Origin of the sequence: Microcoleus vaginatus PCC 9802, assembly GCA_022701275.1 — a bacterium.
Taxonomy (GTDB): Bacteria; Cyanobacteriota; Cyanobacteriia; order Cyanobacteriales; family Microcoleaceae; genus Microcoleus; species Microcoleus vaginatus_A.
In genome coordinates this window covers 4,866,685-4,884,961 of the sequence record CP031740.1, presented here as the reverse complement: position 1 = coordinate 4,884,961, position 18,277 = coordinate 4,866,685, and the positions used below count along the sequence as shown (strand labels likewise).

General features: G+C 45.8%; 16 protein-coding genes and 1 pseudogene. 6 read left to right on the top strand and 11 right to left on the bottom strand.

The genetic code is table 11. From position 1 onward, the window contains the following. Positions 1 to 5 precede the first annotated feature (5 nt). Positions 6 to 698, bottom strand: coding sequence for a hypothetical protein (locus D0A34_19965; GenBank protein ID UNU20845.1), 693 nt, complete (start codon positions 696 to 698; stop codon positions 6 to 8). 28 nt (positions 699 to 726) lie between these two features. Next, on the bottom strand, positions 727 to 2,118 hold the full coding sequence (locus D0A34_19960) for a sensor histidine kinase (protein UNU20844.1): 1,392 nt from the start codon (positions 2,116 to 2,118) through the stop codon (positions 727 to 729). A 389-nt stretch (positions 2,119 to 2,507) separates the two neighbouring features. Between D0A34_19960 and D0A34_19955 the strand changes: the two genes are divergently transcribed. Then, positions 2,508 to 2,831: a DUF3155 domain-containing protein gene (locus D0A34_19955; GenBank protein UNU20843.1), complete on the top strand. Its 324-nt coding sequence runs from the start codon at positions 2,508 to 2,510 to the stop codon at positions 2,829 to 2,831. A gap of 338 nt (positions 2,832 to 3,169) precedes the next feature. On the opposite strand, the gene D0A34_19950 is transcribed toward D0A34_19955, so the two are convergent. The 3 genes from D0A34_19950 to D0A34_19940 form a co-directional block, all read right to left on the bottom strand. After that, complete coding sequence (locus tag D0A34_19950) at positions 3,170 to 3,703, bottom strand: cofactor assembly of complex C subunit B (protein UNU20842.1); 534 nt, start codon at positions 3,701 to 3,703, stop codon at positions 3,170 to 3,172. A gap of 319 nt (positions 3,704 to 4,022) precedes the next feature. Continuing rightward, positions 4,023 to 4,415: a PadR family transcriptional regulator gene (locus tag D0A34_19945; GenBank protein UNU20841.1), complete on the bottom strand. Its 393-nt coding sequence runs from the start codon at positions 4,413 to 4,415 to the stop codon at positions 4,023 to 4,025. 342 nt (positions 4,416 to 4,757) lie between these two features. After that, positions 4,758 to 4,961, bottom strand: a complete 204-nt coding sequence (locus D0A34_19940) for a DUF751 family protein (GenBank protein UNU22386.1) — start codon at positions 4,959 to 4,961, stop codon at positions 4,758 to 4,760. A 274-nt stretch (positions 4,962 to 5,235) separates the two neighbouring features. Between D0A34_19940 and D0A34_19935 the strand changes: the two genes are divergently transcribed. Next, positions 5,236 to 6,111, top strand: coding sequence for a DNA adenine methylase (locus D0A34_19935; protein ID UNU20840.1), 876 nt, complete (start codon positions 5,236 to 5,238; stop codon positions 6,109 to 6,111). Positions 6,112 to 6,199: 88 nt separating this feature from the next. Here the strand turns inward: D0A34_19935 and D0A34_19930 are convergent, their stop codons facing one another. Next, a complete protein-coding gene (locus D0A34_19930; GenBank protein UNU20839.1) occupies positions 6,200 to 6,682 on the bottom strand; it encodes a hypothetical protein in 483 nt (160 codons plus the stop codon). A 27-nt stretch (positions 6,683 to 6,709) separates the two neighbouring features. Next, positions 6,710 to 7,645, bottom strand: a complete 936-nt coding sequence (locus D0A34_19925) for a metallophosphoesterase (GenBank protein UNU20838.1) — start codon at positions 7,643 to 7,645, stop codon at positions 6,710 to 6,712. A 103-nt stretch (positions 7,646 to 7,748) separates the two neighbouring features. Here D0A34_19925 and D0A34_19920 point away from each other — a divergent pair, with 103 nt between their 5' ends. Then, the gene (locus D0A34_19920) at positions 7,749 to 8,780 is read left to right on the top strand and encodes a hypothetical protein (protein UNU22385.1); all 1,032 of its coding nucleotides are present in this window, start codon (positions 7,749 to 7,751) and stop codon (positions 8,778 to 8,780) included. Between the two features lie 309 nt (positions 8,781 to 9,089). Then, positions 9,090 to 9,830, top strand: a pseudogene (locus D0A34_19915) (Uma2 family endonuclease). A 96-nt stretch (positions 9,831 to 9,926) separates the two neighbouring features. Here the strand turns inward: D0A34_19915 and mrdA are convergent. Next, a complete protein-coding gene (mrdA, locus tag D0A34_19910; GenBank protein ID UNU20837.1) occupies positions 9,927 to 11,741 on the bottom strand; it encodes a penicillin-binding protein 2 in 1,815 nt (604 codons plus the stop codon). 214 nt (positions 11,742 to 11,955) lie between these two features. Here mrdA and D0A34_19905 point away from each other — a divergent pair, with 214 nt between their 5' ends. Further along, positions 11,956 to 12,315 (top strand): phage holin family protein, encoded by a 360-nt coding sequence (locus D0A34_19905; GenBank protein UNU20836.1) that lies wholly within the window; start codon positions 11,956 to 11,958, stop codon positions 12,313 to 12,315. A 172-nt stretch (positions 12,316 to 12,487) separates the two neighbouring features. Here the strand turns inward: D0A34_19905 and D0A34_19900 are convergent, their stop codons facing one another. The 3 genes from D0A34_19900 to D0A34_19890 all read right to left on the bottom strand — a co-directional run bounded on the left by D0A34_19900 (position 12,488) and on the right by D0A34_19890 (position 16,290). Further along, positions 12,488 to 13,165, bottom strand: coding sequence for an N-acetylmannosamine-6-phosphate 2-epimerase (locus D0A34_19900; protein UNU22384.1), 678 nt, complete (start codon positions 13,163 to 13,165; stop codon positions 12,488 to 12,490). Between the two features lie 66 nt (positions 13,166 to 13,231). Next, on the bottom strand, positions 13,232 to 13,597 hold the full coding sequence (locus tag D0A34_19895; GenBank protein UNU20835.1) for a four helix bundle protein: 366 nt from the start codon (positions 13,595 to 13,597) through the stop codon (positions 13,232 to 13,234). Between the two features lie 113 nt (positions 13,598 to 13,710). Next, on the bottom strand, positions 13,711 to 16,290 hold the full coding sequence (locus D0A34_19890; GenBank protein UNU20834.1) for a response regulator: 2,580 nt from the start codon (positions 16,288 to 16,290) through the stop codon (positions 13,711 to 13,713). Positions 16,291 to 16,891: 601 nt separating this feature from the next. Here D0A34_19890 and D0A34_19885 point away from each other — a divergent pair. Next, positions 16,892 to 18,178 (top strand): chemotaxis protein, encoded by a 1,287-nt coding sequence (locus D0A34_19885; GenBank protein UNU20833.1) that lies wholly within the window; start codon positions 16,892 to 16,894, stop codon positions 18,176 to 18,178. Positions 18,179 to 18,277: the final 99 nt, after the last annotated feature.

Below are 18,277 nucleotides of genomic sequence, written 5' to 3'. Positions count from 1 at the left end.
GGGGATCAACGCTTTTCGCTTTGCCGTAAATGCCGCCCGATTTCTTGATGACATATGTGCCAAAAATACAGCGATAAATTCAGAAGAGCTAATAATTTAGTCCCATCTTCTAACATCGCGTGTACTCCTAGACTTTGAGACACAAAAATATCCTCAAACCGTGAGATAGCAAACAAGAAGAATGCTGCGACTAATGGCAGGTAAGGAGTGGTTTTGATGTATCGCCAAAACTTAACTCCGTAAAGGAAAACAGCCGTACCATAACACAAATAAATAAATTTGATAGATATGCCCAACCGAGAAAGAATCAAAGTCATCCGAAACCTGTCATCCAGGAAAAAGGCTCCGAGTAGTAAAGCACTAAAAAATAAGAATATCCCCGATCGACTCCGCAGCTCTTTTTGGCGCAACACTCCGAAAGTAAATGCACAAATTGCGACTGGCGTACACCAGAGGATTTCGGAAACTCCGGTTAGAATGCCTTCGTAAGGGAACCAGAAATTAAAAGGATCGCTAAACAGGCGTTCAACTGCGTCTCCCTGGTTGTTGAGTTTGGCGTATAGGCTCAGGGCGACTAGAATCAGGACAGTCAGAGTGTTGAAAGCAGCTAAAAACGGGACACACAAAAACTTTTTTTTAAAAAATTCTAAAGAATTTGAAAAGTTGGGAATTTGATCCAATAAAGGCAGATGCTTCATAAAAAATGTCTCTAAGCAATAGAGTGCGTTAATTATTCACTGGTAGCCAAACCACAAAGGTAGTGCCACGATCCGTTGGATATAATAAATTAGTTTCTGCAGAGGGCAGCCATTCAGGATTGACTGGGGAAAATACTTCTATTTCTCCTTGCATTTGGCGGACTAAATCCCGGGCGATCGCCAAACCCAATCCTGTGCCAGGAATTTCGGTCTGCGCTTTTTCTCCCCGGTAGTGCCGCTCAAATAAATGCTCTAAATCCTGGGGGGGAATGCCGGAACCAGTGTCGCTGACTGCAACTGCTATGGCAGGCAATTGGCTGTATCCTGCCCGATCGCCATCCGCTGCTTTGTACCTTACTTTAATATAAATTTGGCGGCCGGCAGGGGTATATTTCAAAGCATTGTCAATTAAATTGCTCAAAACCTCGCGCAAAGCTCGATCGTTCGCCCGGACTGGTGGCAAATCCGCCTCTAGGTCGGCTACCAATTTCAGATTCCTTTCAGATGCCATCGCTTCGGCGGAAATTAACAGCGGTTTTAAGACTTCTGCCACAAAACAGGATTCCTGCAAATTGGCAGCAGGTGACAGCGAAAGAGGAGAATGCCGGATTGATTCCACGTTGGAGATTGCTTTTTCTGAAGTGCCCGATCGCAGTTTTAGATGTGCTTCGCCGGTGTCAACGGTTCGATCGAACTGGCCCAGCAACTCTTGGAGCCGATCGCTCTCTCGGACAATACTAAAAGCCACATTGCGGTTTTTGTCTTCCGGTACCAGCCGCCGCGCTAACAACTTGCCAAAAGTTCGCAACGCTGTCAGCGGACTTTTGAACTGGTGCAGCAAATTGTGCATCGTGTCGTAAACCTGAGCCTGGATTTGCCGACTCGTACCCAATTCCTGCTGCATCCACTGCGATCGCTGGTCTAAAATGCAGGCTAGGGCTAAGGTGCGAGCAATTTGTTGTATCTGAGCCTCCTCTCGCTCGTTCCAAGGCCTGTCTTGCCTACCGCTGACTAGGAGTCCCATTACAGCTCCCTCGTGTATCAGAGGCGTCACAATTTGCCTGCGCTGCTGCCACACATTCTCCGGGCCTTGACACTGATGGGAACTGCGCTCCTTACCCGGAAGTCGCTCGGGTGCGATCGCCCCTACCGTCGATTCTTCCGCCAGAACAGGCGGCGCCAGCAGTCGCGGTACCGGTTTCACTGTCGAGCTTTCGGAAGATTGTAACCTCAACCCCTGATTTTCTTCCGATTCGGCTGAGGTTTCTGGGTAAACTGCGATCTGCACTAACTTTGCTTCGCTGCCTTCTACCAACTCTTGTGTCAGGTATACCGCGCTGAATTTCGCTCCCAAACTAACGGCGATGGCCACCTGCGAGCGGCAAAGTTTGACAAATTCTGAACTGGCTGGCATTAACATGAGCGCCACATTAAGATATCTAACGGAATTCTAAGTAAATTACAAATGATCGACCACCGATTACTGATGAGACACTTCTAGATTTCAGGTTTCATCCCTTTAATAGAAGGCAGCTATGTTGAAGGCATGGGGCTTTCATGAACCAAAATTGCCCCGCATCGCCGTCCGCGTAGTTTCCACCGATCCCCAAGCTTGGCTCTCGCCGGAACTTGCGGCCCACCCTACCACAACCGCTACATTTTTGTCGATCGGCACGAATGTTAAGATTATGTCGATATATTAAAAACAGTTGAACTTTTGAGCGAGAACGGATATACTGACCTCGGATTTGGTAGCTATCATTACAACCTGTCTGCTCATACTGTCTGCTCACAGAGGAGGTAAAGAAATTGGCCAGGAGACGCAAACGCAAGAGTCGCCGCCGACAAGAAGGACGCAGAATTTTAGAGTGTGTGCCTCAATATAGCATCGAGAGCGGCGAAGATAAACCCGTAACAGCCGCTCGCAAGTTCATCCATGCTGAAGGCATTGCTCCCCCAGCTTTGCTGTTAGTCAAGCGTAACGAGCATACCACTGACAGATACTTCTGGGCTGAAAAAGGTTTATTTGGAGCCCAATACGTAGAAGAGAATCATTTCTTGTTTCCCAGCTTAAAGGTGATGTTGGAAGCTACCACAGAAAAAATTCCTGTGGTGTCAGCCAGTCGCGCATAGATCAAAATGTTTAGCTCAAAACATTGACAGCAATGTTTTTCTAACTCTTTTAACAAAAGCGCTAGAGTTCTCATTGTCTGGAGAGTGCCAACTGAATTTATGCGAAAAGTCCTTAGGAATTTGGGTATAAGGAGCCATCGCAACAGGGTTGATCGCTGCAACGGGCGATCGCCACAATTGGCACTTTCACGATAATGGTTTTTTTTTGACTGTTTGGTCGATCGAACAAGTAGATCAAAAAAACAGCCAACGAGAGAGCCGCTCTTGAGTCATCGGTTTGTCAGCTCGAAGTCTAACTACGGCATCTAGCATATCAAAAAACGTTCCGCGTCAAACTTTTAATCGAGCGGTTTCAAATCTAAAGCTTTTTGCATGGCTGCTAGTTCATCGCGGTGAGCTCTGACAGTAACAAAGCTCTTGGTTTGGCTTCCAGACTCAGCAACTGATTCGAGTTTGAGGGAGACTTGCTCAGAGCGTCCAGCTTTTTTCCAGTAAAATACCCCCGCCAGCGGGGACAGCAGTACCAAAGCTAGGAAAATTTGACCCTGTTGGGGAACTAGCATTCCCAAAACCAGTCCCAAGCACAGAGCGCCGCCTGCACTCAGCAGAGTTAGAAAAATAGCTAGAAACCAACTCGGCCGCACAAAACCCTCAAACGTGACTTTATAGTTGGGGGCATCGACGGCTGCAACTCGGTAAGCTCTATCGGCAAAATACTGTTGTAAGTCGGCTAACAGTGACTCTTGGGCGCTCTCGGAAGCCAGCTTGACTTGTTCGATTCGATCTTTGACTGAAGCCTTGATGAAGAAAAACAAGCCAACAGCCAGCAGTAGCGTTAGCACAAATGTTGAAGGAAGAACAGCAGTATCCATCGGTAGAAGTTTGTGTAATTGAAATTCTCTACTATTACTTTACAGAACTTGACATACGAAAGCGATCGAGGACTTACGCAGACACTTTTTTACCAAGATTCGCAGAAAGCTTTGTAGCAAGGCGTTTTGCTCTTCATCACCCAATTCCCATATCTCCCCATCGTCGCTAATTCTCAAGTGACAATGCGTAAGTCCTGACGTAGTGTAGCTGCTTTAATCGCTGTGCGGCGGGCGATCGAGCAAAGCGAAGGCAATCGGGCAAATCGCTTTGCAAGTAGCGCCAGCTTCTCTTGGGTGTAGGCATCCGATTCAAACTCGGTTAACCCGTCTGACCAGTTTCTAAGGCGCGGGAACGACGCTCTGACGCGCCGTTTCCCTGACCGATGTACTCATGCCAGAGACGAGCGAGGTCTTGAGCTTGGTGCCGCCACTCAGGGAGGATTTGATACATCCGGCGGGGGCGGCCGCGTCCTTCTACTTTTTTCCAGTAACCGGTGATCACGCCTTCATCTTCGAGGAATTTCAGAGCGCTGTAGAGCACGGTATCAGAAAGTCGGTAGATGGGGAATTCCCTCTCTAGTTGGCCAATCAGTTCTGTACCGTAGGAATCTCCGCGCAATAACACCGAGAGAATATAGCACACAGCTAGTTCCTTGTTTAGATAAACAGGAGGGGGGTCTTGAAAAAATTGATAGATATGTTCAAACTTCATCTGTCTTATCCGCTGGAAACTCTCGTGATACCGTCAGGTTAACGGGAGAGGAAAGCGGGGCGGGGGATGCCGCTTCCTAAGGATTAAGTGGGACATCGGGGAAACAGAGGTGCAGTATTTCCCCAGTGAATGTTGATGGCCCCAAAGGCTTGTCCTGCACTTCGGTAATGTTTGCCTGCCCCTTGGTTGAGGAGCACTGCCGTAACTAGCGCAATTTTTTCCTCTTCCAATCTATCGCAGCGACTCTTGTCAAGTGTGCGATCGCCTGCAAGAGTTGGCAGTTACTTTGGAAGTTAGTGTTTTAACTGAATTTGCCGTTGATATTTGCGCTTTAGCTTGGCTTCAAACCGAACTCAGGCCTAACATGGCGCGCAGTGTAAAAGTTAGAAAGACAAAAGTCGCTACAATCGAACTAATCAGGGCGATCGCAGTTGCCGGTCGATCGAGCAGGGGTTTGAGTTGCTGGAACAGGAAAAAGAAAATTCCCAGACATATCGTAATGAGAAAGCGCGGGTAGCGAGAGACGTTATTAATAAAATCTTGCATGAGCTTGGTGGGGTAAAGTGTCACAGCACCATCTTTGACTGGTAACACTTGTGAGCGAGTTAGACAATTTTGGCACAGCCGAAGCTAAATCTGCAGATCGGGCGATCGGGCATTTTTGCCGCCGAGGCTGACATATATAATTCTAACGAAAACTTTTCGCCGATGGCTCCGGCACTGCGTGTTTAATGCCACGCGACCTCCGGTAAGAACTTCAGAAGTATTTCTATTGAGTTCTAGTTGTGATAAATATTATAGGGCCGTTATTTCTAGATAAATGTCTGCTGCCGCACCTTCTTTCGTCTTGCCACGTCCCTTTCTGAAATGGGCAGGAGGCAAAACTAGGTTGATTGGACAATATCAACCTTATTTTCCTGAAAAGTTCACAACTTACTACGAGCCTTTTTTGGGTGGCGGAGCTGTATTTTTTTACTTAGCACAGCAGCACCCTGGTTTGCAAGCTGTTTTAACAGATATTAATCCTGAGTTGATTAATGCTTATCGCTGTGTCAGGGATAAAGTTGAGGAACTGATTCTACTTTTAGAGGAGCATCAGTTAGAACATAGTAGGGACAATAAAGATTATTATTACTGGGTGCGATCGCGCTCCTACAAAACAGATACAGAAAAAGCAGCACGCCTGATTTACCTAAATAAAACTTGTTACAACGGCCTCTACAGAGAAAACTCAAAAGGTGAATTTAATGTTCCCATAGGTCGATACAAAAATCCTAACATTTGTCAAGCAGATTTACTGCGATCTGTTTCATCTTTACTCGCGCCCGCTCAAATTGAAGTCAGAAAATTCGAGGAAATTTTGGATTTTGCTACAAGCAGCGAAGACTTTGTTTATTTTGACCCGCCTTATTATCCAATCAGTGCCACCAGTAACTTCACGACTTACAGCCGGGATAATTTCAAAGAATCGGAACAGCTTAAACTGAGAGATATTTTTGCAGAACTTGTAGAACGGGGCGTGAAAGTTATGCTGTCTAATTCTAACTGCGATTTTATCGAAAAAAATTATAGCGATACTCAAATCTTCCCAAATAAATTTCTTCCAAAACTCATGGAAATCTCAGCATCTAGGGGAATTAATTCTAATAGTTTTAAACGCGGAAAAATCAAAGAATTATTAATACGTTCATTTTAAATCTTACTTAAGCAAAGTCTCTAATTAAGCATATTTGGTAGGAGCAATACGTGGTAGCCCCACACGCGGCAAAGTTGCGTAAGTCCTTTTACAGATATTTGTTAGCCCAGGTAATGAAACCTTCGAGCTTGTGAACTGCCAACAGATTTTGATTGTCAGGAATTTGTTTTTTAAACCAGTCGATCGAACCTTGCCTCATACCGTCACCGCCCACTATAACAATAGTTGGCACCTGATAACAATTTTTAATATTTAAATTGAGGTAAGGATACTTCTCGTCTACTGAACCTTTGTCTTCTTGCCACTTGCACTCAACAATTAGACCCAAAGGAAATCCACCGGAATTAACAATGTAAAAATCGACATTTATTTCAGTTTCATAAATGCTAGACCCGATATAAACCTGTTTAGCATATCGCTTGGGATTTTCAGTAGAGATTAAGAGCCACTCTCGCTTGCGCTTTTTCGGCAACTGCGGACATATTTCGAGATATCCGTGCCCTCTCAACGTACCTTCTACAGTTGTTTCTAAAACAAAACCAGTTTTATTGGCTCTACAACCCCTATTCATTTTGTTGGCTCCTGAATATAATCTGAATTAAGCCGATCGCACTTGAATCACCCCTCGGTCAAAAACCCGTTTGTCAGTACCGATAGAACTGACAAACATCCGGTCATCATAGACATCAAACGTCGCAAAACTCAGGCGGCTAGCAGAATACTCCGTCCACTCAGAACGCCCCACCGGACGAGTACCCGCGCCGGCACCGCAAATTAAATAAGTCGTACCGTTAATCGAGCGAGTGCGTTCGTAACTGTGTTCGTGTCCGTTGATATAAAGCTGCACGCCGTACTTTTGAAACAAAGGCGCCAAACTCTTAATAAAAGATTGATTCGATCCGTAGACGCCAGAGGAATAAATCGGGTGGTGACCGAACACAACTTTCCACGGTGCCGTGCTCTGACTCAACTCTTTTTCCAGCCAAGCAAGCTGATTTTCCCAGTCAGCATTGTGATTGGTATCTAAAGCAAAAAACTGTACCGGATCGCGGCGAAAAGTATAGTAGCGACCTTGCATATTAAAACCCGCATATTTAACTTGCGGGTCGCCGTTAGCAGTGCGGATGTCGTGATTTCCCAGACAAGCATAAAATTTTACACCTTGCTGTAATAAGGGCTGATAAGGCCGCTCGAAAACAGCATTAATTTTTTCAATTTCGCCGTTATTGTAGATATTGTCGCCGGCGAGAACAGCAACATTAAAAGGGTTTCCCCGGTGATATTGCGCCATCGCCTCAGCGACAGCATACTGACCTTCAGCGCCCGTACCGGTGTCGGCCACCGAAATAAAGCGTAAAATAGGCGGTGAGGCCGGCAATGGGACGATCGCCCTTTCTTCCTCAACGTTAGAAGGCACAGCAGCGTTGGCCTCTGTACCCCAGGCAGTCCGAAGCTGAAACATTTTCCAGACTCCGGCCAAACCTAAGCTGCTGAGACTGCCTAAAACTAGAAAGTGACGGCGTTTGATGCTCATTTTGATTCAGTTACAACTAATGAAATGATAAATTAAGGTTGAGATGGCTCAACTAAAAATTTATCGCTTTTAGATATATTTGCAACGCCCCAAGGCAGAGAAAATGTCAGAAGAACAACTAGACCAGTCAACTCCAGAACCGTCTCAATCTCCGACACCGCAGGTTGATTCGGCTGCAAAGTCTGCCCCCGCTGGCAGCAAAACTCAAAAGGCCAGCAGCGCGGTTCCCAAAAATCAGAGAATCAATGCTTTGATTGCCTCGATTGGGAATTTGGGAAAAAAAGGCAAAAAATTACCAGCCGAACCCCCGTTGCAGCCCCAAAAGCCGATCGCGCCCACCGCTTCTGACTCAGCAACAGTAACTCCTCCCGCTGTTGCTGCGGAAGTTAACAGCGTGCCACCAAAAGTTGCTGTAAAATTTGATAAAAAGCCTGTATCCCAACGCAGGGAAGGGAGCTTTTTAGAGAACGTCGGTGTACTTTGGCAAAGTATAGTGCGGCTAGTGCGATCGCTACTGCCACCATCTACGAACCAGAAGCTCTCCGATCCAATTTTAAACGCCGCCATAGCAGCAATTCTGATCGTTGCAGTCGGTTTAACTTTCAACAGTTTCTCAGCAAAACCGCCGGAGAAAGTAGCAAAAGTGCCTGTGCCAGCAGCGCCGCAATCGCCGCCAACCTTTGACGATTTTGTGGGGCCGGGAACGCCGAAACCCCCAGAGGCGATCGTACCATCTGAGCCAATCTCTGCTAAATTCAAAAGCAAGTTGCCCGATTTAGTGGCTCCGGAAAAACCGCAACCAGTAGAAATTATCCCACCGCCACCGCTGACGCCCGAACAGTCTCTGATTGCTGCGATTCAAAATCAAGTTACTGACATTAAGAATCGACTGGGCGGCAGTTTAGTTGAGTCTGTTCAAGCTAATTTTTCCAGCAGCATTTTGACAGTAAAAGTCGCTGAAGATTGGTACACACTCAGCGAAGCTGAGCAAAATCAGCTAGCAACGAATATGTGGAAGGAGGCTAACTCACTCGATTTCAGCAAGTTACAAATTGCGAATATGGAAGGCAAGTTAATAGCTAGAAGTCCGGTTGTTGGTTCGGAAATGATTATTTTAGATAGAGGGATTAATTAGAATTTAAATACTCTGTATCTGTACACCATCTTACCAGCCTTAAAGTCCAGGACGCATAACCTAATTATGTAGCGTGCTCCCTGCGTACCTTACGGCTGTTGATTTGTTTAAGAAACATCGAACTTTTCCAAGCTCCGACAGAATGCTAGCATTAAATCATATCATGTCAGCGGTCACGACCACAATTAAATAGGTTTGTAGTGAGGACTTCAGTCCTCATAAAACTACTAGGAATGAAGTTCTCACTAGAAACCTTAGAACGCTTATTTACCCGACATTAAATTAATTAACTTTGAGGAAAATTGAAAAATAACAATTTTAACTCAAGTCGAACAAGTAGAAATTGAATATCCCAGCAGCGACGGATAGCCGATGGCTGAAAGCGACATCACGGGCGATTACATGACTTACAGCGTAGAAGCTGTCAAGCTTTACTTTCAAGCAGGTTCTGATGTTTACGTGTCCGCTAATTCTTTCATTTATTATGAACAAGGGAACAACCCAGCGGTTGTTGCTCCGGATATTTATGTGGTGTTTGGAGTTGCCAACCACAAAAGGGACAATTATAAAGTTTGGGAATAAGGCGGAAGGGGTTCCGATTTTGTGTTAGAAATTACTTCGCAAACAACTCCGACGAAAGACCAACAAACTAAACCGGAAATTTATCGGGCTTTGGGAGTTAGGGGATATTTTCAGTACGATACGTCGCCAGATTATCTGAATCCGATTTTACAGGGAGTAGGTTTGATAAACAATCAGCAGGAGCCGATTGCAGCCAACAATATCGCTTTCGATACGCTGTGGTTGTTCAGTGAAGTGCTGGGACTGGAATTGCATCTAGTTTCAGGAGAATTGAGGTTTAGAGTTCCTGAAACGGGTGAGTTTGTGAAGACTCACAAGGAAGAAAACCTGGGACGACTGGCGGCGGAGTCAACATTGCGCCAGCTCGTAACTCAACTCTTAAATTCTGGAATGAGTCTGGAACAGGTAGCGCAAATGATGAATTTATCGACCGTGGAAGTGAGACGATTGGTAGGGGAAGATTTGTGATCGATCGCACTTTTCCCAGATATCAAGGATAGTGCGATCGAAGTATGGGACAAAATGTGAACAGTCAACAGTCAACAGTCAACAATTAACTAATGACTAGAGAGGCTTATTAGTAGGTTTAAAACCCTGCTTTTGAAAATAGGTTCTAAATACCTCGTGAGCAATTGGTGCCGCCGCTACAGCACCATATCCGCCGCCTTCAACTATAACTGCGATCGCAACTTCAGGTTTGTCAGCAGGAGCAAAACCCACATACATAGAATTGTCAGGATGACCGGGCATTTCCACCGTTCCAGTTTTGCCCGCACTTAAAGGAATAGTACCATCATTTAAGCCGCGGCCTGTACCTTTTTTCACCACCTCAATCAATCCTTGTTTAATGACATTTAAAGTTGCCGGCTTAATACCTGTTGAAATTTTTTGAGTAACAGGCGTATTGGTTTGAGAAGCCAACAAATGTGGCTGCACTCGCCAACCGCCATTGGCAATAGTTGACACCATCACAGCCAATTCTAAGGGAGTACAAAGTACCAAACCTTGACCGATCGCCATTGTTACCGTATCGCCCACATACCAATCTTCCCCATACATTTTCTGTTTCTCTGCTGGGATCGGAACTTGACCGTGATTGGCGGATTCCAAGCCCAAAAGCTCTAAATTAAGAGTACCGCCAATGCCCATTTTCTTAGCCCATTTCGCCATTTCTTCCGGCCCGGCTGCCATGCCTACTTGATAGAAAAACGTATTGCTGCTGTAGGCCAAAGCATCGCGGAAACCGATCGTGCCGTAACCGGCGCCGTGTTCGTTAAAGGAAATTCCGCCGATGTTAATTGAAGAAGAACTTACCAAAGTAGAGTCAGGAGAAAACTTGCCCGACTCCATCCCGGCTACAGCAGTGACAATTTTAAAAGTGCTACCAACTGGATAACCTTGAACGGCTCGATTTAAAAACGGTTTTTCTGGCCCTTGCAGCCGATCCCATTCTTTTTGAGTTACCTTGCGGGTGAAAATATTGGGATCAAATGTCGGCCAACTAGCCATTGTTAAAAGAGCTCCGGTTTTTACGTCGATCGCCACAACTGCACCTAAGCGATCGCCCAAAGCTTTTTCCGCAGTTTTCTGCATATCTAAATCTAAAGTTAGCTGCACCGGTTTGCCGGGAATAGGGTCTTTTACACCTAAATCTTGGATTTCCTCGCCCTTAGCATTCACCTCGATTAAACGGTTTCCCCAAACGCCCTCTAAAGTTGAATTGGCTAATTTTTCAACTCCCATTTGACCGACGAGCATCCCCATCGGATATGCAGGATTAGCTTTTAATTGCTCTAAACTAGCTTCGCCGACGTATCCCAAGAGGTGAGCTGCTAATTGCTGGTGGGGATTGTCTCGGCTCGATTCTACGCGAATTTCCACTCCCCGCAAAGTATTAGCTTGTTCTCCCAACGCGACGAAAGTACCGACATCGATATCTTTACTAATTCGCACTGGCAGGGCTGATCTGTAGCCCACTCCATCGATTTTTTTGATAATTTCGGCTGGGGGAAGTTTGACGATCGGGCCCAGTGTAGCGGCGATCTCTTGCCAGTCCTGGGCAGAGCGCTCTTTTGGCCACACATAGACCGATCGAGATACGCGGTTGGCCGCAAAAATTTTGCCGTTGCGGTCTAAAATTTGACCGCGATTCGCTGGGACTGAAACAGGGCGAATGCGGTTATTTTCCGCCCGTTGTCGGTTGTAGGCACCCTGTACCAGTTGCAGTTCGGCTAGACGAAATATTGGTAGCGTCACCAAGGTAGTGACGAGCAGCATAAAAATCATAACTTGGAGCGAGCGGCTGCGTTGCCGTGCAGGATTGTCCAAGCCATTTTTGTCGAAGCGGATTTTAGAGTTAAAAGAAAAATCGCCAGCCATATTAATTAATCTGCTCTTTTTATTCAACTAACAGGTTGATACGGTTCCCATCCGGATTCTTTGGCAGATGATACAGGAATTATAACTTCTAAGTCTTTAGTAACAGACATAAATTCTGTCGATTGGCAGACGAATCAGCGGGATTGTTTGATTAAGGTATACCTTACATATCAGGTTTTTCTGACAATTCAACTGTTAAGGAGGTAAGGGCGCTGTGGAACCGATCGATTTTTTGATTGCTTGGCTCGTGACGGGCAGCAGCTTGCTGCTAATTTCTCAACTGCCGATCGGCGTAGAAATTGACAGCACACCGAAAGCAGTAATTTCCGCTGCGGTTTTGGGAATGTTGAACGTTTTAATTTTGCCAATTCTGAAAGCAGTTTTTTTCGTGCCGAACCTACTGACGCTGGGGTTGCTTTCCGGCGTGTTTGCTTTTGTCATGAACGTGATTGTTTTTGCCTCGGCTGCGAAGTTAGTTGAAGGATTTAGTTTGCGGATGGGCCTTTGGAGCGCGGTACTGGGGGCGATCGCCTTGGCTGTAGTTAGCAGCTTTATCAACGGCGCACTGATTTAGCAACTTCCCCTGAAAAAGGGCGATTGAAATTGCCGGATATTTCCCATCCTTAGCTGGCGCGTTTCGTGTGCCTACAAGCGATTTCTATCGCCCAATATTTCTTCTGGCTTCTTCCTTCAATCGGTTACATCCGTTACATTAGTTAAATCCGTTAAACAATCCGTTGCCGAACTTACTTCCCCATCAGGGACTTATAGGCTGTCACCTTAAGATCAATTCCAGTAATATCTGTCCCCACAACAACAGCCGCCGCTCCTAAATCCAAGGCTTTTTTAGCCATTTCCGGCGCCGATATCCCGCCTTCGCAGATAACGGGAACCTTAAGCTTTTCTACCATTTCCGCAAGCAAATCAAATCCCGGCGGCGAAAAATTTTCCGTCTGGGCAGTATAGCCAAAAAGAGTAGTTGCTACACTATCTGCACCAGCTTCGGTTGCCGCGATCGCAGCTTCTATTGTATCTACATCCGCCATCACTAATTTGCCCAATTCATTGTGAATTCGCCCGATTAATGTCTTTAAGTCTTCGCCACCAGCAGGACGGTTTCTCAGAGTAGCATCAACGGCGATAATATCGGCTCCAGAAGCGGCGATCGCCCGCGCGTCTTCAAACCGAGGAGTAATGTAAATCTCGCATCCCGGCAATTGCTGCTTCCAAATCCCAATTATGGGAGCGGATATATGTTTTCGCACCGCTGCAATGTGAGCCGGAGTGTCAATCCGCACGCCCGATGCACCTCGATTGATGGCGGTTCGAGCCATTGCCGCAATTACGATCGGATCGTGCAGCGGCGAATCAGCAGGTGCTTGACAAGAAACAATTAATCCTGTAGGAATTTGACAATTAATCATGGCGAATGGCGAATGGGGAATGGGGCATCGGGCATCGGGCATCGGGCATGGGGCTTTTTTTGTAATTTATTCCCTGTGCCCTATTGAACTCAAATAAGCGTTAAGTTTTGGTAGTAGTTTATCGACAATTGGTTTAAATTTGCTTACTTCTTCGCTGGTGATAAGGTGTCTAGCATAGGCTAATCTTAACCAGTTTACTGTTTCGTACAAAGAGCCTCTAGCAATTTTTACAAAACGTCGATTATCTTGGTCATTATAACGACCTCTTCCTTCAGCAATATTAGCACAGAAACTATTCGCAGACCGAACTATCTGTTTGCCCATCATATCTTTTGTGAAGTAATCCCATTTTTTAACAATCTCCCAAATCTGATTCGCCAAACTTTCCGCCAACTTATAAACCTCTAATTCCTCAAAATCCGGTCTTCCCATAATTACCTCAAAAACTCACTTATATTAAATGCCCAATGCCCAATGCCCAATGCCCAATGCCCAATGCCCAATGCCCAATGCCCAATGCCCCCTCCCCAATGCCCCCTCCCCAATTACCCATTACCAATCCCGGCCATTAAAGAAATAATTTTGTCCAGCAATTGCTCCGGGTGAATCGGTTTAGCCAAACAATCGTTAGCTCCCGCCGTCACGAAAGATATCTGATCGGGCGGAATTTCATTAACGCTTAAAGCGAGAATCTTGATATTTTCAGTAGCGGGTTTTTGGCGCAGTTGGTAAATTATTTCGCAGCCATTCATACCGGGCAAACGCATATCGACAATCACAGCATTTGGCTGCAAAAGTTCAATTTGTTCCACCGCCGCCGAACCTTCAATCATCCACACCACTTGCAGTCCTGCGGCTGTCAGGATATCGCAAATCAGCATGGCAGTTTCTTCATCTTCTTCCACGAGTACGAGGCTGCCCCGCGAGGAATAATGCAGCGGTAAAGATGAATTAGAGTTTTCATAGGTAAATTTTGTGGATTCATCTTTGGCTAGAGTTTGGATGGGTATAAAAACGGTAAAAGTAGAGCCGACATCAACTTTAGAGTTGACTTCGATCGCGCCGCCGTGAAGCTCTACTAACTGTTTAGTTAAGGCCAATCCCAGACCGGTGCCGCCGTATTCGCGGCAGTAGGGGGAATCCAACTGCTGGAATTTTTGAAACAAAAGCGATCGCTGATTTTCGGGAATTCCAATTCCGGTATCTTTGATTTGAAAAACAGCGGTACTGCCAGCAGGTGCAGTACCGGGCTGCCGCACTGCAGGCGTTCGATTTTTATCTTCTGTCACCCAAACTCGCAGGATGACTCGCCCACCTTCGGGAGTAAATTTAATCGCATTGCCTAAAAGATTGAAGAGAATTTGTCTCAAGCGGCGCGGGTCAGCGATAAAGCGATCGCACTCTCGTTTTATCCGCTGTTCTTGCAGCAGTTCCACGCCTTTAGTCGCAGCTTTTTCTTTGAGAGCGTGCAGGCTCTGAGAAGCTAATTTAGAAAGTGAAAATTCACTAATTTTTAATACTGCTTTTCCCGCTTCTACTTGCGATAAATCTAAAATATCGTTAATTAATTCTAATAAGTGGTCGCCGCTGTCTCGGATAGTTTGCAGGTACTGCCGCTGCTTTTGCACTGGCACTTCTTTGCTGCCAACTTTGCCGTAAGACCACCGCAGTAGCGTGTCGGAAATGCCGATGACGCAGGTGAGGGGAGTCCGCAATTCGTGGCTCATAGCTGCCAAAAACTCGCTCTTGGCGAGGCTGGCAGACTGGGCGGCGACCAGTGCATCGCGCAGTTCTCGCGTGCGCTCTATTACGCGTTGTTCTGAGGTGCGCTTTTGCTGCTGGACTTGTGCATAAAGTTCGGCTTGGTAAATGGCGATCGCCAAATGTTCTGCTATTTGCCGCAAAAAAGTTTTTTTGCTTTCTTCCCACTCCCGAAAAGTACACTGGTGGGCAATTAGCAGGCCCCACAAGTCGTCTTGAACTACGATCGGCACTAGCAACTTCGCGCGCACCTTCGCCCGCCGCATCAACTCTAAAAAACAAGGCTGCGAAGAGTAAGTTGTTTCCACATCCGCGACGCACAAAGCCAAGCCTTTGCGATATTTCTCTCTGTCAATGACTCCATTGGTAAAACACTGCGCGCCTTCACTAAAATTCAGTACAGACGAGATAGAATCGTTGGCTAAAGCTTCGTAGGTGACGCGACCTAAATACAAGTAAGACCCGGAAATTTTTTGGATTTCGCCAGACCCAGAAACCGCCGCAGGTATTTCTTTAGCTAACTCACCATTGTGGGGCGCTGGCACTTTTTCAAATTGATAGATTAACAGGCGATCGACCTCCAAAAACTCTCGCACTCGCTCGACTGCTTTTGACAAAATTACAGGCAATTCCAAACTCTGGCGGATTTGAGTTGTCACCTGATTCAAAAGTCGCTCTTGTTCGAGCTGCTGCTGCAAAGCATCTTCCACTGGCTGACAAAATGAAATGCAGGGACTGGCAATTTGTAATTGATTGACGGCTTCGGCAATCTGGCTCTGTAGCGTTTCTGGATCTATAACTTTGGGCGCTGATTTTCCCTCTATTTCTGTTTGGCTGTGTAGGTGCAGGCGATTATTTGGGCTGGCATTGGCAGCTAGAATATCCAGCAAATTTAGGGTGAATTCGCTTTGAATAAGGGCCGAGTTAGGCTGTATATTTTTAATTCCTTGTTTGAGGGCGCGAACGTCTTTTTGCCACGAGGGTGCGGGGGTTATTTCTGCCAGTTTGTCTGCGAGGGGAGACAGGAAATGGGCGATCGCCCCGGGGTCGAAAGTCAACTGCACATTCAATTGCGAATGGAGATTTTTTTCGCTGTGCTTGTGTCCGTTTGTTGCGAACTCATCTAATAGATTGCCCCGCAGCAGCGCGCTAAAATGATCTGATATCACTGCTGCAAACCTTTCCGACGAATTTTCCCGATTTTGAGAATCAGCGATCGCATCGTCGGTCAGCCAAATCGCCCCTGGGATTTCAGCCATTTGCTGTAACAACTGGTAAACAGCCTCAAAGGTTGCTAGTGGCAAAGTCCTATTTAAGGTTTTTGGTTTCAATCTAGATATTTTCCCGGTTGTTTTAAAGAACAAAATATGAATGCCCCTGTTGTAAAGACGGAACCTGGGACATAGCAGGCGCGGCCGATCCAACAGACTTGAGATGACAGTAGTCAGAAAGTAGGTAATAGAAGGCCCCGGAGCCAGAGAGCTAATTTCTCCCTATAGTTGTCATCTTTCTTCTGGGCGAGTGACCCCCGATCCAGCGCTTTACGAGCGCGAAAGCGGTAGGAGGAAACGGGCGGAAGGGATACGGCTATATAATCGATCGCTTGTGGTCGTGTTTGTGAACCGGGTTGTTGATGGAAACTAAGGAATTCCACTCCCATTGCTGGGGTGATGAAGTTAGCACGCGCCTTTGTTTTCTGAGCTAATTCGGCTAATGGCACGTCCTTAACCCAAATAAAGATGTTTAACCCTTAACGACATAACAGGGGACTACCTACGTATCCGCTTGGTGTCATTACTCACAAAACCTAGACATCAAAGGTCTCCGGCTGGTCAACTGAAAATGAAGTTTTAGGCGCGAAGCCCAGTTACTTCCGTGCTGGGTCGTTGACTACTTTCAACAATCTTATTCCAGTATAATATTAATATATAATTTGTTAACTTGTACTTAACACTATCCGGGTAAATGAGCAATCCAACTCAACTCACCCCCGATTTCACGATCGGACATCTGCCGTGTCACGACTTCCAAGTGAGCGCTGCAACTCCAGGACAGGTAGTGGCTGAAAGATTTGAGCAAGAACCAGACCTGCCGGGAGTCATTATTACTCATGAATCACAAGTATTGGGCATGATTTCTCGCGTCAAATTTCGAGAGCAAATGAGTTTTCCCGATCGCGTAAAACTTTACGGGTCACACCCGATTCGAGCCTTATTAGATTTTATTAGAATTCCGCCTTTGGTGCTTTCGGAAAACTGGAAAGTTGACGATGCCGTGCAAGCCTCTTTCAACAGGCACAAAGACTTGATTTATGAACCGATTATTGTGGTAATGGAAAACCAAAGCCACCGCCTTTTGGACGTTCAAACTCTGGTAATTGCCCAGTCGAGAATTTTAGCGCAAGCTAACAAAGTTATTCAAAGATACCGAGTAGAAAGACACAAGTATTTGGCGCTACTTCAACAAGAACAGGCTAAGGTTCACGAATGTAATGAGCTTTTAAAATTTCAACAACGTCAAACCGAAAAATTGCATACCAATCCTAGTTCCCAGCAAGTGGCACTGGTTAAACAAGCTGAAGAAATTGCTCAAATGAATCAGCGATTTGTGAGGATTGCGAAACTGATTTCTTCGGAAGGTCGCCAAGCATTTCAAGCTACTTTTCAAGGTGCTAATTCTATTTGCAACAATACAGATAAAATTTTGGGCGTGGGCAAAGCAATAGCTAATGATTTAGAAACGGTTAACCGCACTTCCCGAACCATCCGGGAGGCGATCGAACAAGTCAGGCATTTAGCAGTACAGGTAGCTGTAGTTACCAATCAAATGGGAAGTCAGCCCAGCGGTCTGAGCAAAGTGAGTCTAGAAATTGGCAGACTGGCAAGTAAAACTTTTGAATTGGGGACTCAAATGGAGCAAATTGCCAGTCGGTTTAAACTTCGAGTTCACGAACTCACGGAGGCAGCAAGAGCGGGTGCTAATGTGGCTAAATCCGTGACGATCAAGATCGATCGCGCAGAAATGGCTCTGTTAGAGTTGGAAGAATTAATAGCGGAAAAAAATTTCAATTCATTGACCGCTATCCAAGAACCTTTGAGAGTCATAAAAAATGTTACCGCTGATTCTTTAGTTCGAGAGAGAGAACACGCCGAAGTAGCGGTTTCCGAGTTGAAAGACTTAGTTAAACATCAAGATTCCTCGCAATATCTGATTCAAAAAATTCAGCAGGCGCTGAAGTCCAAAAAACCATAAAATCCCAGCCAGAATCTAATGAGGTATTTGGAGAGGAAAAAAAAATAAAAGTAAAATAATAATTTACCATTATTCTATTTCAAGAATACTATTTGTTAT

Coding starts and splice junctions, on each gene's coding strand:
- D0A34_19930 (UNU20839.1), bottom strand. CDS start 6,682: ATGAATAGGGGTTGTAGAGCCAATAAAACTGGTTTTGTTTTAGAAACA.
- D0A34_19885 (UNU20833.1), top strand. CDS start 16,892: ATGAGCAATCCAACTCAACTCACCCCCGATTTCACGATCGGACATCTG.
- mrdA (UNU20837.1), bottom strand. CDS start 11,741: ATGGCTGGCGATTTTTCTTTTAACTCTAAAATCCGCTTCGACAAAAAT.
- D0A34_19945 (UNU20841.1), bottom strand. CDS start 4,415: ATGAAGTTTGAACATATCTATCAATTTTTTCAAGACCCCCCTCCTGTT.
- D0A34_19965 (UNU20845.1), bottom strand. CDS start 698: ATGAAGCATCTGCCTTTATTGGATCAAATTCCCAACTTTTCAAATTCT.
- D0A34_19895 (UNU20835.1), bottom strand. CDS start 13,597: ATGGGAAGACCGGATTTTGAGGAATTAGAGGTTTATAAGTTGGCGGAA.
- D0A34_19950 (UNU20842.1), bottom strand. CDS start 3,703: ATGGATACTGCTGTTCTTCCTTCAACATTTGTGCTAACGCTACTGCTG.
- D0A34_19900 (UNU22384.1), bottom strand. CDS start 13,165: ATGATTAATTGTCAAATTCCTACAGGATTAATTGTTTCTTGTCAAGCA.
- D0A34_19935 (UNU20840.1), top strand. CDS start 5,236: ATGTCTGCTGCCGCACCTTCTTTCGTCTTGCCACGTCCCTTTCTGAAA.
- D0A34_19960 (UNU20844.1), bottom strand. CDS start 2,118: ATGTTAATGCCAGCCAGTTCAGAATTTGTCAAACTTTGCCGCTCGCAG.
- D0A34_19925 (UNU20838.1), bottom strand. CDS start 7,645: ATGAGCATCAAACGCCGTCACTTTCTAGTTTTAGGCAGTCTCAGCAGC.
- D0A34_19940 (UNU22386.1), bottom strand. CDS start 4,961: ATGCAAGATTTTATTAATAACGTCTCTCGCTACCCGCGCTTTCTCATT.
- D0A34_19920 (UNU22385.1), top strand. CDS start 7,749: ATGTCAGAAGAACAACTAGACCAGTCAACTCCAGAACCGTCTCAATCT.